Genomic DNA, 13349 nt, shown 5'->3' with positions numbered 1-13349 from the left:
AATGAAAAAATGGCTTTATTGTCCTTTGTGTAAGGGTAGTTTGAGGAAGAAAAAAACATTTATTGAGTGTGTAAATTGCAACTGGCACTATTACATTAACCCCTTGCCCTCAGTTGCAATATTTGCAATGAATGAAAAAAAAGAGATATTGCTTGTGAAAAGAGGGATTGAGCCGGGCAAGGGAAAATGGGCACTACCTTCGGGTTTTATTGAATCTGGTGAGACCCCTGAACAGACTGTATTGAGGGAGTTGAAAGAAGAAACAGGGTTGAATGGCAGAATCAGGAATATACTTGGTGCCCATATTGAAAATACGGAAGTTTATGGCGATGTCTTATTACTTGGATATTATGTTGTAATAACGGGCGGAAAATTGAGGGCAGAATCAGACGCGGTTGATGTAAAATTCTTTTCTAAAAATCGTTTACCACCAATCCCATTTTTAAGCCACAGGTCAATAATCAATCAGGGGATCAATACTACAAATCTTTTCTCCCCATATCTTGAGGTTCTGAAATCAAAGATTTCTGAAGCGGTGATTACTGATACAGTCTTATTTTACAAGGGCAGTATGGGGATTGATGCGAAGATATTGGAATCAGCAAATATAAAGCCCGGAGAAAAAGTCCAGGTTCTCAATTATGATAACGGAGAAAGACTTGAAACCTATGTAATACCCGAGCCACCTGATTCAAAAAGATTTGTTCTATATGGACCTGCATCATTAAAAGGAAAAATAGGACAGCGGCTTTGCATACTATCTTATGCATTTGTCCCGCAAAGTGAGGCAGAGCATTTCAAACCAAGGATTTTATTGCTTGATAAAAAGAACCGCATCAAGAAAATCAAATAAGAATAAATTCATTTACGGACCTGTTCCTTCGCGTAGATTGGGATATTCGTTGGGCATTGATATAATTCCCTTTAAAACTTGTCCATATAACTGCATTTACTGCCAGCTGGGGAGAACAACAACTCAAACAATCAAAAGAAAGAAGTATATCCACAAAGAAAAGATATTGGCTGAATTAAAAGAGATTCTTAAACATAGAGCGAAGATCGATTTTATTACATTCTCCGGGTCTGGTGAACCAACACTGAATACGGATATAAAAGATTTGATAAATGAGATAAAAAAAATAACAAATATTCCAATTGCAGTTATTACCAATTCTTCTTTGTTGTTTAAACCCGAAGTCCAGAAAAGTCTATTGAATGCAGACGTTGTTATGCCCACATTAACCACTATAAATAATGATACTTTTAAAAAGATTCACCGTCCAACACCGCCGATTACAGTAAAAAAGGTGATTGACGGTCTTCTAAAATTTCGGAAAATATATAAAGGGAAGATATATCTTGAATTTATGCTCATAAAGGGATTCAATGATTCAAAAGAGGAAATTATGGGGTTAAAAGATGTAATCAAGAGAATAAAACCCGATAAGATTCAACTTAATACAGTTGTTAGACCACCAAATGAAAAATGTGCGCGCGCCCTGACATTGAAGGAATTACGTAAAATAAAAAAAATTATGGGGAGGAAATGCGAAATTATCGCTGAATTCAAAAAAGAAAAGAATATTTTGAAAACAAATGGTTATGCTAATCTGATTATTCAATATCTAAAAAGAAGACCCGGAACTCAAAAAGATATAGGTAAGAGTCTGGGAATAAATCAGAGTGAAGTTGTAAAATATCTCTTTGATTTGCTAAAAGCAAAAAAAATTAAGAAAAGAGTTTATGGAGGTGAAATTTTTTATGAAAGAATTTAAAATAATTGAACCAAGTGATTTATCAAAAGAAGAACTCTTAGAGTTTATCCCGGATCTTGCAAAAAACTGGCTCGCCCACGATGGACTATGGTTTTTATGTGTGGAAGAAAAGTATGGTATGGATTCAGCAATAGAACTTGATAAAAAGGCATGGGAGAAGTTTACCGTGATTGAGGCAGAGAGAATAATGAAGAGATTAAAGATCGAATCAAACGGTGGAATACCAGCATTGATACAGGCTTTGAAGTTTCGTCTTTATGCGTTTATCAACAAACAGGAGATTGTAGAAGTTTCAGAAAAAAGGTGCATTTTAAGAATGAATAATTGCCGTGTTCAGGAAGCAAGAAAAAGAAAGGGTTTAGCTGATTTTCCCTGCAAACCTGTGGGAATTGTGGAATATTCTTATTTTGCAAAGACTATTGATCCAAGGATAAAAACAAATTGCCTGTGTTGTCCCCCGGACAACCACCCAGCAGAGTATTATTGCGCCTGGGAGTTCATTTTAGAATAAATTATTTATCCTTTATTTGTTCAAGCAATTTTAACGCCTCGGGTTTATCATCAAGTATGTAATCGGCTTCATAAGTAGGATTTTGGATTTCAAGGACCTTTTTTAAAAACCACCTTGCCTTTTCGTAATTTTTTTTCTTGATATAAACCTTTGCCATATCAACATATAGAATTGTATAATTAGAGTCAATGGCAATTGCCTTATTTAAATATTCAATAGATTTATTGAGATCACCACCCATTAAACCAGGCAATTCGTAATATAACATTGCACCCGCATCCATTGCACCGGTATGTTGTGGGTCGAGTTTTAAAATTATATCAATCTCTCTTTTAATATCCGGCACGATTCCCAAAGAATTTAGCACTCCCTTTGTCTGACCGCTTCTTCCCAGATTTACCATATACCAGAAATGTGCCCAGACTGAATTTTTATCTATTTTTATTGCCTTTTTTCCATATTCTATGCCTTTGTTATAAAACTCTAATTTATTATCTTTACCATCCTGAGCGTCTCCCATAAGATAACAGACTTTGGATAATTCATAAAGGGCACGGAGATTATTGGGTTCTTTTTCGACAATATCATAGAGCATTTCATAACTATTTTTAAGATTATCTTTATTCAGATGTCTTGTTTCATAAAGCTGGATTGCCTGGTTTATTAATTCATCTGTTGACTGTGCATTTATAAGCACAAAATACAGGACAATGGCAAAAAAGATTTTTTTAATCATACGACCCCCTTTTATTCAACATTGTGGCAATTGTAAAGTAATTTATTATCTTTTGTTGCAATCTTTCATAAGAATAAAGAATAAAAGGTTTTTCTGAAATTTTTATCTTTAACGAAAAAGGTGTATCTGTTATGTATATTGCCTCTTTCTTTATACTCAATTCAGTCTTTCCATCACCGCCAAAACCATATTTGTATCCTACTTCAGCAACTTTCTTTAAGACAGAAGAATTTACTCGGTTGAATGGATACGAAATCATATATACCTTTCCCAGATACCGCTCCAGAATTCTTTTGGATTCAGATAATTCGTATTCCAATTCTTCTTCATTTAATCTGGTGAGATTCCTATGTGACATTGTGTGAGAACCAAAGATAATTCCATATTTTTGCATTTCAAGAATTTGGTCCCAATCAAGATGGCGATTCCGGCCGGTAATTGAAATATCCCAGTAATTTTTTTTACCTATATATTTAACAATAAGAAATACGATTGCCGGACAGCGATATTTTTTTAATACCGGGAATGCATAATGGTAAAAGTTCTCTTCTCCATCATCAAATGTAATTATAATGCCATTTGTATTTTCGTTAGGCGTAACAATTTTATATCCGTGGTCATAAATGGTTTTAATGAAATTATCTAATTGTTGAGGATAATTCCAGGTTCCACAGAATTGAAATTTTTTAGTTATCCTGTGGAACTGCAATGCCTTTAACATCTTTCGCCCGGACAATCAAAATAAAACCGATAAGGGAAAGAGCGATTATAATCGCGCCAAAGATAATAAAAAGATACTTTTTGGCAATAAATGTGGATAGGGAACCGACAATTAATGCACCGACCACAAATGTGAGATTAAGAAGCCAATCCCGAAATGAAAAAATCCTTCCTCTAACTTCTTCATCGGCGTAGTGGTGTATCAAAGTATCCTGTCCAATAAATACAGGTGATGCAGCAATTCCTACAATCAAGGCGATTAAAATAAATTGATAAAATTGATTTATGAAAGGGAATGCGAACAGTCCGGCACTAATCAGGATAAAACAATAAATGATAAAGAGTTTCAAATCAATGTAATGCCCCAGTGTCCCCGCAATATATGCACCCAGTAGCAAGCCAACCGCACCTACTGCTGCAAGCACACCCACACCCCTCGTTCCCCACGCCATATCTTGCTGGATTGTTGGAACAGCAAGAACATATACAACACTACCGGCAATTATCATTAAAAAGATTGTTGCCATTGCGAAACCAAGATTCTTTTCTTTAAAGATATGTTTCAATGCCTGCATCATTTCTTTAAATATCTTTGCCAAACCATTTTTTATGATCAAAAATAGACCTTGAGGCTTGAGATGCGATTCTTCTTTAATTCGTTCTTTCAAATTTACCTTCATTATATAAATCATAAATGCCGATATTCCAAAGGTAATACCATCAATAATGAATGCTACAATCCAGCCTGCAATTCCAAGGGCATTTTTCCATATTGGCCAATCAATGATCAAACCACCGGTTGCCATCCCGAGGAATGTAGCACCCCTTCCAACAAGGTTTAAAATAGAATTTGCATTTAGCAATCTCTTTTTTGAAACGAGATTTGGAATTATTGCACTCCGTGCAGTATTAAAGAACAGGGCAAGGAGAAACATAAAAAATACAATCGCAAAAACAGGGTATATATTTTTTGTGTAAATAAAAATTAATGGTAGTAAAAAGGCGCAAACCATTCTCAGTGTATCACATATTACCATTACTTTCTTTTTATGCCAGCGGTCGACGAGAACGCCCGCTACAGGACCGAATAATAATACCGGAAGGGTAATGAACAGCGCAAGTTGAGATAGTAAAAATGGGGTTCTCTCTTTTGGAAATAAACCAATCAGGGCGATTAAGGCGATATAATCAAGTTTATCCCCAAATTGACTGATAGTTTGAGAAAAGACAAATATGGAGAAATCTCTTATTTTTAATATATTCCAGAATTTAACTTTACTTATGGCACACCTCAGTGTAAAAATCAAGAACTTGTTTTGTAACAATCTTCCAGTCGTATCTCTGAGATTTTTCTCTACCCGCATTACCAAATTTTTTCATCAACTCCGGCCTTTTCAATAGATAAATAATTTTTTCGGCAAGCGATTCAGGATTCATTGGTTCAAATAATAATCCCTCAACCCCATCGGATAAAATGGTTCTATACCCTGGAATATCAGATGCAACAATAGGTTTCCCAGTTGCCATTGCCTCAAGCAAGACAATGCCAAAACTTTCCGCACCCGTGGCAGGAGAACAATAGATGTCACACGAGGCATAATATCTTGGTAGGTCTTCGGGTTTGACAAATCCGACGAATATTACATTGTCTTTTATATGTTCTTCAATATAACGACGATAATAATGTTCTAAAAATCCTTCGCCAACCACAACCAATTTTGCTTCGGGAAATTCTTTAACGACCTCTGGGAATGCCATTAGCAGGTACTTCAATCCTTTCCGTGGTTCAAATCTGCCTACAAATAGAATTTTTGGTGAGTATTGTCTCAACTCTTCAACCTGGGGTACGTCAGGTCTGAATCTTTCAGTGTCAATACCATTTGGGATAATTTTACATTCGCCAATAGGGAAGTAGCGCATTACACAATCCCGTGCTACAGTTGAGACAGCGATCATACCGTCTATTCTTCTGAAATATTGCTCAAGGACTGGTTCCCACAACACATAACCAAAACTTTCTTCGTAAGCAGAATGAAAGGTTACAAAATTTTTAGCCGTGGAATATTTTAAGGCAAGATAAGGAAGGGTAGGGGCAATTGCACCGTGAAGATGTATTACATCAAACTTTTCTGAATCAAGGAAGTGTCTTACCTGCCAGGGAAGGGTAATGCCAAAACTCAAAACCGAAAAAGAGCGATTCTTGGGAAATTTTATTGCCCTTCCCATTCTTATGATTTTCTCATCCACATAAGGATAATTTTTGCCATAGGATGGGGCAAGTATCTTTGCAGTATGTCCCATCTTGTTGAAATTCTTCCACAGGTGAAGAATATGCTCGGATACACCACCAGTATGGGGATAAAAGATATCAGATACGAATAATATCTTCATTCAATGCCTCCGGTGTGACCAAAGCCTCCTGTGTTTCTTTTGGTCTCACTTAATTGCTTTACTTTTTTAAAAGTTGCCTTTACTATTGGCGAAAAGACCATCTGAGCAATTCTGTCGCCATTTTTAATCTTTATACTTTTCTTACCAAAGTTGAACAGTATAACTTTTATCTCTCCACGATAATCAGCATCAATTGTGCCTGGTGTATTCAATATTCCAATTCCATATTTTGCTGCCAGTCCGCTTCTTGGTCGCACCTGGGCTTCATAACCTTCAGGTATTTCAATTTTTATCCCGGTAGGAATAATACAGAATTCCTTGGGTTTTAATATTATTGCCCTACTAATATCGGCAAATAAATCGCACCCTACAGAACCGGTGGTTTGATATTCAGGGATAAAATTACCTTTGATTTTAATCTCTATGTTTTTTGTTTTAGAAATTTTTAATTTTAGGCATTTTGGACTTTTTATCTTCATTCTAACCACTCAGGATGAAAAACGAACCATTGGTCTGGATATTTTTTAATAATTCGTTCAAAATTTTTTATCATATATTGATAAAATTCCATTTCATTATCAAATGTTCTAAATGGCTCAACAACCCCGAGGTATCTTTTTTCTCCATTTATTAAAACCATATATCCAAATAATACAGGAATTTTTCTTTTCGCAACGATCTCACCTAAACTTTTAGGGAATCTTCTCTTACCCGAGAAGAATGTAATTTCTATCCCCTGTTTTGTTATATCACGGTCAGCCAGAATAGCAAGAATGCGGTTGTTTTTTATTGTATCAAGAAATGCTGCACTTGAACGCGACAAGGGAAAGGTTTTCAATCCAGTCGCTTCGCGATGTTTGGTATATAACTCAAACATTTCGGGCTCAGTTTCTTCAGCGAGTGCATTCATCGGATATCCTCGGGCAGCAAGATAACTCCCGGCATAATCCCAGTTTCCGATGTGAAGGGTTAAAAGGATACTGCCTTTTTTCATTTTTAAGGCTTCATCAAGATTCTCCAACCCAGAGGCAATAACATATTTTATTAGTTCGTCTTTCTTTAAAAAACCAAGTCGAAAGAAATCAACCATGCATCTTGCAAAATTTTCAAATGTTTTTCTACATATATAATTTCGGTTGCTAATTCTGTTATCAAATATATAGCGCAAATTCTTCAAAATATATTGCCTCTTTCTTTTTAAAATAAAATAGCTGACTCCACCGATAACACGGGCAATTTTATCAGCAATCCTTAATGGAAGTATTCGCGTCAATACAATGCCGCATTTTTGAAGTCTAACTGCAATATTCACACCGATTATTGGGCAATTTAACCTTTGTATTTTTTCAAGGCGATGTCAAGTACCCTCACCGCGCTTCTGATATATTCTTCCTTTAGAACATAGGCAATTCTTATCTGGTCTTTGCCCTTTTTTAAGGTTGAGTAAAACCCATTTGCCGGCGCCAGCATCACAGTGCTTTTTTCATAACTGAAGTCGGTGAGAAGCCACTGACAGAAATGGTCTGCATCTTTTACCGGGAGGCTAAGTACTGTATAGAATGCGCCTTCTGGTTTATGACCGTATACCTTCGGAATTTCCTTCAGGCAATCAAAAAGTACATTTCTTCTGTGTTCGTATTCTTTTATCATTGGTGTGATGTATTTATCAATATGTTTATATGCTGCAATCGCACCTATCTGTTCTAATGTCGGTGGACACAATCTTGCCTGACAGAATCTTATGAGTGCGTCCATAATCTTTTTATTTCGGCTTATTATACAACCAACACGGGCTCCACAAGCAGAGAACCTCTTTGATATAGAATCCATTAATATTACCCGGTCTTCAATCTCAGGTAAAGATAGTGCACTTATGTGTTGCTTCCCATCATAAATGAATTCCCGATAGACTTCATCAGAGAGGAGAAAAAGATTGTGTCTTTTACATAGCCGCTGGAGGATGAACATTTCTTCTTCGGTTAATACTGTGCCTGTTGGATTATTGGGTGTATTTATTAAGATTGCCTTAGTTTTGCTTGTAATTTTCTTTTTAATCTCTGATTCTGGTGGCAGGTGGAATCCATTTTCAATCTTTGTTTCAATTGCTACAAGTTTTATGTTAGACATAACAGCAAATCCATTGTAGTTCGTATAATACGGCTCAAATACGATTATCTCATCATTCGGGTCACAGACTGTCATCATCGCAAATATTATTGCTTCACTGCCACCGATTGTAATCCAGATATTATCAAGGTCAAGGTCAAATCCAAGGTTACGATAATAATCAAGCACCGCAAGTCGTAATTCAAGGATTCCACCGGATGGACCATAACCAAGCACCTTTTCCCGGTAGTTGGCAATGTTTTCAAATATTTCAATCGGTGTTTCAATGTCCGGCTGCCCGATGTTCAGATGATAGACCTTTATGCCTTTTTTCTTTGCTTCATCAGCAAAGATTGATAATTTTCTAATCGGTGAATAGGGCATACGGTCTGCCCTTGATGATAGAAAAATACCTTCTTTTATAGTTTTTGTTCTTGCCATGGTTAATTATATCCAAGCCACGACAAAAGTCAATCACATTGGAGGCTGATGTTATTCTGATTTCTATAGAGTGTTATTTAGACCAATATCATTGTGAAAAAACTATATTATATGTGAAATTTAAATTTGCAATAGAAAACAATGATTGACAGCCTTGCGATTTAATGTATAATAATTCTATGGAAAAAATGAATAAGAGAATTTATCTTGATTATGCAGCAACAACCCCGCTCCATCCTGATGTACTTGAAGCAATGAAAGCCTATTTTTTTGAAGAATTTGGGAATCCTTCAAGTATTCATACCTCGGGTCAAAAGGCGAGGGAGGCAATTGAGCTGTCAAGAAAAAAGGTGGCGGACGCACTCGGCGCAAGTCCCGATGAAATAATATTTACTTCCGGCGGCAGTGAATCAGATAATACTGCAATCAAGGGCGTTGCCTATGCTATGGCTGAGAAGGGCAATCATTTAGTAACTACCAAGATTGAACACCACGCAGTCCTTGAGCCATTTATCTTTCTACAATCCCATGGTTTTGAAACGACATTTTTGCCGGTTGATAAATACGGAATGGTTGACCCGGAAGATTTAAATAAAGCGATAACCAACAAAACCATTCTTGTATCCATAATGCATGCAAATAACGAAATTGGCACGATTGAGCCAATTGAAGAGATCGCCAGGATATGTCGGGAAAAGGGGGTATATTTACATACCGATGCGGTCCAGTCTTTTGGGGCGATAGAGACAAATGTTAATAGACTCGGTGTTGATTTATTATCAATCTCTGCCCACAAGTTTTATGGACCAAAGGGTGTGGGTGCATTATATATAAGAAAGGGTACACGAATAGAACCGCTCCTGCATGGCGGCGCTCAGGAGATGGGGAAAAGGGCATCAACCCATAATGTCCCGGGGATTGTCGGTATGGCAAAGGCAGCGGAACTGGCGGTGAAGGAGATGCCACAAAGAGTGGAACATACCAGACGGCTGCGGGATCGCTTGATTAAATCACTGCTCAATAATGTTGATGATATCATTCTGAATGGCCACCCGGAAAAGCGGCTGCCAAATAACTGCCATCTGATTGTGAAATATATTGAAGGCGAGGCATTGTTGATGCGCCTTGACCAGATCGGGATTGAAGTTGCCACAGGTTCTGCCTGTTCTTCAGGGTCCCTTGAGCCTTCCCACGTTCTTACTGCAATTGGTGTTCCGATTGAAGATGCCCGTGGCTCCATCCGCATAACACTGGGAAGACTCACAACCGATGAAGATATAGACTTTGTTTGTGAACATTTTCCTAAGATTGTAAAAGAATTGAGAGCAATATCACCTCTCACAAAGAAATAAAAAACTATAATAGAAAATGAAAATTCTTGTTGCATTAAGCGGTGGGGTGGATTCCAGCACTACTGCTGCTTTATTGAAAAAGGAGGGATATGAGGTTGCGGGTGCAACGATGATATTCAGGGGGGTGGGTGATGATGAGGTTGCCTTGGCTCGAAGCGCCTGCGAAGTGCTGGGAATACAATTTTATTTATTTGATTTTAGTGATTATTATCAAAAAACTATTGTAGATAATTTTGTAGAAGAGTATAAATCGGGTAGAACCCCCAATCCTTGTGTATTGTGTAATAAACTCATAAAATTTGGTTTATTCCTAAAAAAGGCACTTGAGATGGGCTTTGATATGATTGCGACCGGACATTATGCGAGGATTGAAAAGAAAGATGGATTTTATTTGCTAAAAAAGGGAAAAGATAAAAATGAGCAGTCCTATTTTTTATACCGGTTAGATCAAAATCAATTATCAAGGATGCTACTACCACTTGGTGATTATACAAAAGAAGAAGTCAGGAAGCTTGCGAAAGAATTTTGTTTACCTACTGCGCACAGGAAAAAAAGTCAGGATGTTTGCTTTTTGCCTGATATGGATTATACGACATATTTGAGGGGCGTTATTCAAGAGAAAAAAGGACCGATTTATGACAAAAATGGGAAGAAAATCGGTGAACACAAAGGTATCTTCCATTACACCTGGGGACAGCGTAAAGGGATTGGGATAAGCGATAAAGAACCTTATTATGTGCTAAAGATCGATCCAATAAATAATGCAATCTATGTGGGGAAAAGACAGGATCTATATAAAAGAATGCTGATTGCCGATGAGCTGAGTTTTGTCGTTCCGGTGGATTTCAGTAAAAAAATAAAGGTGCTGGCAAAGACCAGATATGTGGCACAACTCAGTCCAGCAGAGGTTTCTTTTGAGGGCAACCGGGCAAGGGTATGTTTTGAAAAGCCTCAGTGGGCAATAACCCCGGGACAATCTGTAGTATTTTATGAAAATGATATTGTCTTAGGAGGCGGAATAATCAGTGAAGTTATTGATTAAAAATTTATTACCTCACCGGTGGTAATCCTTGCCGCAGTAGATTCAACATTTCCTGGGCATTTCTATGTTTAGGATTTTCGCGCAAAACCCTCTTATAGCAGTATTCTGCCTTATCAAATTTTTGCATAAAATGGTAAATAAGTCCGAGGCGAAAATATATTTCAGCACGATGATATTCGGCGATCTTTAAAGCATTCAAATAGAGAATTTCGGCGGTTGGAAAATCCAGTTTTATTGAAGTGTAGAATGCCAGTTTTGTTAAGCTTACTGGATAAGTTTGTTTTTTATAAAGACTTTCAAAAAAAAGCACAAAACCAGATTTTGAAGGTTTGCGCAATATCTGCCATATTTCTTGCTCATTTAACTGAGTATCAATTCCTAAATTCTTTATTGTATTAGAAATAACAAATGGTTTAAATTGTTCAGCATAACCGTTTCTTGCGTATATAACCGAGGTTTCATCCCAGTAAATGATTTCCCACTCTGGTGAATTTTCTAAATCAATATCCCAGACGAATGCTTCAGGATAGGAATAATCAAAGATTATTAAATCAGGTTGGTATTTTTCAATGAGTTTGATTATTCCTCCGGGTTGATGACTTTCATGGAATTCTTTGAATAATTCCTCTTTCATAACTTCAAGGCGACCGTCAATATAAACCGTCTCGCGGACCGACCATATCAACCAACTTCCCCGGTTCAGGTCATTCAGAATTCTGCCTTTAAGACCATTTTTGGTTATAAATTCGCAGGCCTTAATGGGTTGGACTTCCTGGTCAAACCCGATGCCAAATTTCCCGCCACCCCGCTGGGCATAATAGCCATTGTTTATAATGTGAAGAGCGAAGAGAATTGAAAATATTGATATAATCAAAGCTGCGCCTTTTTCTAAAAATCGTGGTATCTTTAAGAATTTTCTCAGCGCCGGTAATAGTTCGTTAATACTGCTCCCGATAATCTGTATCGCCACAATCATAAATAAAGGTATATTACGCACCGCGGTAGCCGATAGATAACCAAAGGTAAAGAAAAGGAGATATTCATGAATTCTTTTTTTGCGGTGATTTACAATCAGGCAAAAAATTGACGAGGCTAAAAATAAGAAATAGATAAAAAGTGCAGAATGCGATGTAAGGAGAAATCCCCGTGCCGAGAAGGGCGAAGCAAATTCGGTTATTGCATCCTTAAAGACGCTTGAATTTTGGAGCCTTGTAAAAAGATAGAATGGAAATAAAATGCCTTTGATATGATAAGGATTCAAAAACGAAATGAAAACGGAGAACATAGTCCATTTTAGTAATTCTTTGAATTTTGGTCTTTCATTAAAAAATGTGGTGATGAGATAGAAAAACAGAATTCCCCAGCCGAGGATAAATAGTCCATGAAAATTTACCCAGAGCATCTGGATGATGGGTAAGAGAAAGAGAAGATTCTTTTTTTGGAAGTAAAAGAGGTCAAGGATGAGTAGCATCAGCACCATAAAAATATAAGTAAATATCTCGGGTCTCACCCCGAATCTAATCTCAAATGAAAAAAGACTCGTCAGAATCAAAATACATATCAACCAGATAGGGATTGAGGCATTTTTCAGGCGTAAAAATAATAAAACAAAAAAGATTAAAATCAAAATGGTGTTGAAGATTGATATACCACCCGCACTGAAAATTTTGAAGATAAAAAATAAAATTATCTGATAGAGCCAGTACATTGCGATATATTCGTGATGGCGCACGGTATAAGTAAATTGGTCATAGTGGTGAAACGATTTATTGGTGAGCATCCATTCTCCACCCCGGAGATGAAAGCCGATATCGGTGTCATAGATCTTGCGCAGGGAAAGACAAAAGACAAGGGCAAAAATAAGGATAAGTGTTATATACCACAGATTAAATTTTGACTTTTGCACAGATAATTATATCTATCCATAAGGATTTGTCAAAGCATTAATAAGGAATATTGTCCATGCCTTGGATGGAAATAACGCATACCTGAAGAGCCTGTGTCATAGCCCGTAAAATGGTAGCCGCAGGCTTTAGCCTGCGCATGGTCTTTCTATTGAATGTAGCGCAACCTTCGGGTTGCGATAAAATGTAGGGCAAACCTTCAGAGCCTGCCCTGAATTTATTTCAGGGTTTGCGCTTTAAATTGTCGAGCAAGCTCGACCACTACAGCAAATTGTAGTGGCAGAGTTTACTCTGCAATAATCAATGTCGAGCAAGCTCGACCACTACATTTAAGTATCCATTTCGTTTCTCTGGTTTTCACCGGAGAATAA

13 protein-coding genes are annotated in these 13349 nt (G+C 37.0%); 5 read left to right on the top strand and 8 right to left on the bottom strand.

The features are described 5' to 3' along the window. The first annotated feature begins 1 nt into the window (after position 1). The 3 genes from ABIL69_09560 to ABIL69_09550 are packed head-to-tail and all read left to right on the top strand — an operon-like array spanning position 2 to position 2286. Positions 2 to 853, top strand: coding sequence for an aspartate 1-decarboxylase (locus tag ABIL69_09560; GenBank protein ID MEO0124230.1), 852 nt, complete (start codon positions 2 to 4; stop codon positions 851 to 853). Beyond that, positions 783 to 1775 carry a radical SAM protein gene (locus ABIL69_09555; GenBank protein ID MEO0124229.1) on the top strand — a complete coding sequence of 331 codons (993 nt, stop codon included), beginning with the start codon at positions 783 to 785 and terminating at the stop codon, positions 1773 to 1775. Before ABIL69_09560 ends, ABIL69_09555 begins: the two co-directional genes overlap by 71 nt. Continuing rightward, on the top strand, positions 1762 to 2286 hold the full coding sequence (locus ABIL69_09550) for a DUF6125 family protein (protein ID MEO0124228.1): 525 nt from the start codon (positions 1762 to 1764) through the stop codon (positions 2284 to 2286). Before ABIL69_09555 ends, ABIL69_09550 begins: the two co-directional genes overlap by 14 nt. A 1-nt stretch (position 2287) precedes the next feature. Here the strand turns inward: ABIL69_09550 and ABIL69_09545 are convergent, their stop codons facing one another. Genes ABIL69_09545 through ABIL69_09515 form a run of 7 tightly spaced genes read right to left on the bottom strand, consistent with a single transcriptional unit; the run spans position 2288 to position 8680 of the window. Next, positions 2288 to 3022 carry a tetratricopeptide repeat protein gene (locus tag ABIL69_09545; protein ID MEO0124227.1) on the bottom strand — a complete coding sequence of 245 codons (735 nt, stop codon included), beginning with the start codon at positions 3020 to 3022 and terminating at the stop codon, positions 2288 to 2290. Further along, on the bottom strand, positions 3015 to 3743 hold the full coding sequence (locus ABIL69_09540; GenBank protein ID MEO0124226.1) for a polysaccharide deacetylase family protein: 729 nt from the start codon (positions 3741 to 3743) through the stop codon (positions 3015 to 3017). The genes ABIL69_09545 and ABIL69_09540 overlap by 8 nt, the downstream gene beginning before the upstream one ends. Continuing rightward, positions 3709 to 5106, bottom strand: a complete 1398-nt coding sequence (locus ABIL69_09535; protein MEO0124225.1) for an MFS transporter — start codon at positions 5104 to 5106, stop codon at positions 3709 to 3711. The genes ABIL69_09540 and ABIL69_09535 overlap by 35 nt, the downstream gene beginning before the upstream one ends. Further along, positions 5018 to 6133 carry a glycosyltransferase family 4 protein gene (locus ABIL69_09530; protein MEO0124224.1) on the bottom strand — a complete coding sequence of 372 codons (1116 nt, stop codon included), beginning with the start codon at positions 6131 to 6133 and terminating at the stop codon, positions 5018 to 5020. The genes ABIL69_09535 and ABIL69_09530 overlap by 89 nt, the downstream gene beginning before the upstream one ends. Continuing rightward, the gene (gene dut, locus ABIL69_09525; protein MEO0124223.1) at positions 6130 to 6612 is read right to left on the bottom strand and encodes a dUTP diphosphatase; all 483 of its coding nucleotides are present in this window, start codon (positions 6610 to 6612) and stop codon (positions 6130 to 6132) included. Before dut ends, ABIL69_09530 begins: the two co-directional genes overlap by 4 nt. Further along, a complete protein-coding gene (locus tag ABIL69_09520) occupies positions 6609 to 7445 on the bottom strand; it encodes a lysophospholipid acyltransferase family protein (GenBank protein MEO0124222.1) in 837 nt (278 codons plus the stop codon). Before ABIL69_09520 ends, dut begins: the two co-directional genes overlap by 4 nt. A gap of 17 nt (positions 7446 to 7462) precedes the next feature. Then, positions 7463 to 8680 (bottom strand): pyridoxal phosphate-dependent aminotransferase, encoded by a 1218-nt coding sequence (locus ABIL69_09515; protein MEO0124221.1) that lies wholly within the window; start codon positions 8678 to 8680, stop codon positions 7463 to 7465. Between the two features lie 188 nt (positions 8681 to 8868). On the opposite strand from ABIL69_09515, the gene nifS reads away from it, so the two are divergent. Together nifS and mnmA are read left to right on the top strand one after the other, a co-directional pair. Continuing rightward, positions 8869 to 10032 carry a cysteine desulfurase NifS gene (nifS, locus tag ABIL69_09510; protein ID MEO0124220.1) on the top strand — a complete coding sequence of 388 codons (1164 nt, stop codon included), beginning with the start codon at positions 8869 to 8871 and terminating at the stop codon, positions 10030 to 10032. Positions 10033 to 10048: 16 nt separating this feature from the next. Beyond that, the gene (gene mnmA / locus ABIL69_09505; protein MEO0124219.1) at positions 10049 to 11074 is read left to right on the top strand and encodes a tRNA 2-thiouridine(34) synthase MnmA; all 1026 of its coding nucleotides are present in this window, start codon (positions 10049 to 10051) and stop codon (positions 11072 to 11074) included. Positions 11075 to 11081: 7 nt separating this feature from the next. Here mnmA and ABIL69_09500 read toward each other — a convergent pair whose 3' ends face one another. Further along, entirely contained in the window at positions 11082 to 12980 is a 1899-nt protein-coding gene (locus ABIL69_09500) for a tetratricopeptide repeat protein (protein MEO0124218.1), read from the bottom strand. Positions 12981 to 13349 lie beyond the last annotated feature (369 nt).

The sequence above is a fragment of the candidate division WOR-3 bacterium genome (assembly GCA_039802005.1).
Classification (GTDB): Bacteria; Hydrothermota; Tepidihabitantia; order SM23-42; family JAOAFX01; genus JAOAFX01.
This window is presented reverse-complemented; position numbering and strand designations above follow the sequence as displayed.

What these genes read in the sequence shown, in the direction of transcription:
- ABIL69_09515 (MEO0124221.1), bottom strand. Translation starts at nt 8,680, where the DNA reads ATGGCAAGAACAAAAACTATAAAAGAAGGTATTTTTCTATCATCAAGG.
- ABIL69_09550 (MEO0124228.1), top strand. Translation starts at nt 1,762, where the DNA reads ATGAAAGAATTTAAAATAATTGAACCAAGTGATTTATCAAAAGAAGAA.
- ABIL69_09535 (MEO0124225.1), bottom strand. Translation starts at nt 5,106, where the DNA reads ATGCGGGTAGAGAAAAATCTCAGAGATACGACTGGAAGATTGTTACAA.
- nifS (MEO0124220.1), top strand. Translation starts at nt 8,869, where the DNA reads ATGAATAAGAGAATTTATCTTGATTATGCAGCAACAACCCCGCTCCAT.
- mnmA (MEO0124219.1), top strand. Translation starts at nt 10,049, where the DNA reads ATGAAAATTCTTGTTGCATTAAGCGGTGGGGTGGATTCCAGCACTACT.
- ABIL69_09540 (MEO0124226.1), bottom strand. Translation starts at nt 3,743, where the DNA reads ATGTTAAAGGCATTGCAGTTCCACAGGATAACTAAAAAATTTCAATTC.
- ABIL69_09530 (MEO0124224.1), bottom strand. Translation starts at nt 6,133, where the DNA reads ATGAAGATATTATTCGTATCTGATATCTTTTATCCCCATACTGGTGGT.
- ABIL69_09545 (MEO0124227.1), bottom strand. Translation starts at nt 3,022, where the DNA reads ATGATTAAAAAAATCTTTTTTGCCATTGTCCTGTATTTTGTGCTTATA.
- dut (MEO0124223.1), bottom strand. Translation starts at nt 6,612, where the DNA reads ATGAAGATAAAAAGTCCAAAATGCCTAAAATTAAAAATTTCTAAAACA.
- ABIL69_09560 (MEO0124230.1), top strand. Translation starts at nt 2, where the DNA reads ATGAAAAAATGGCTTTATTGTCCTTTGTGTAAGGGTAGTTTGAGGAAG.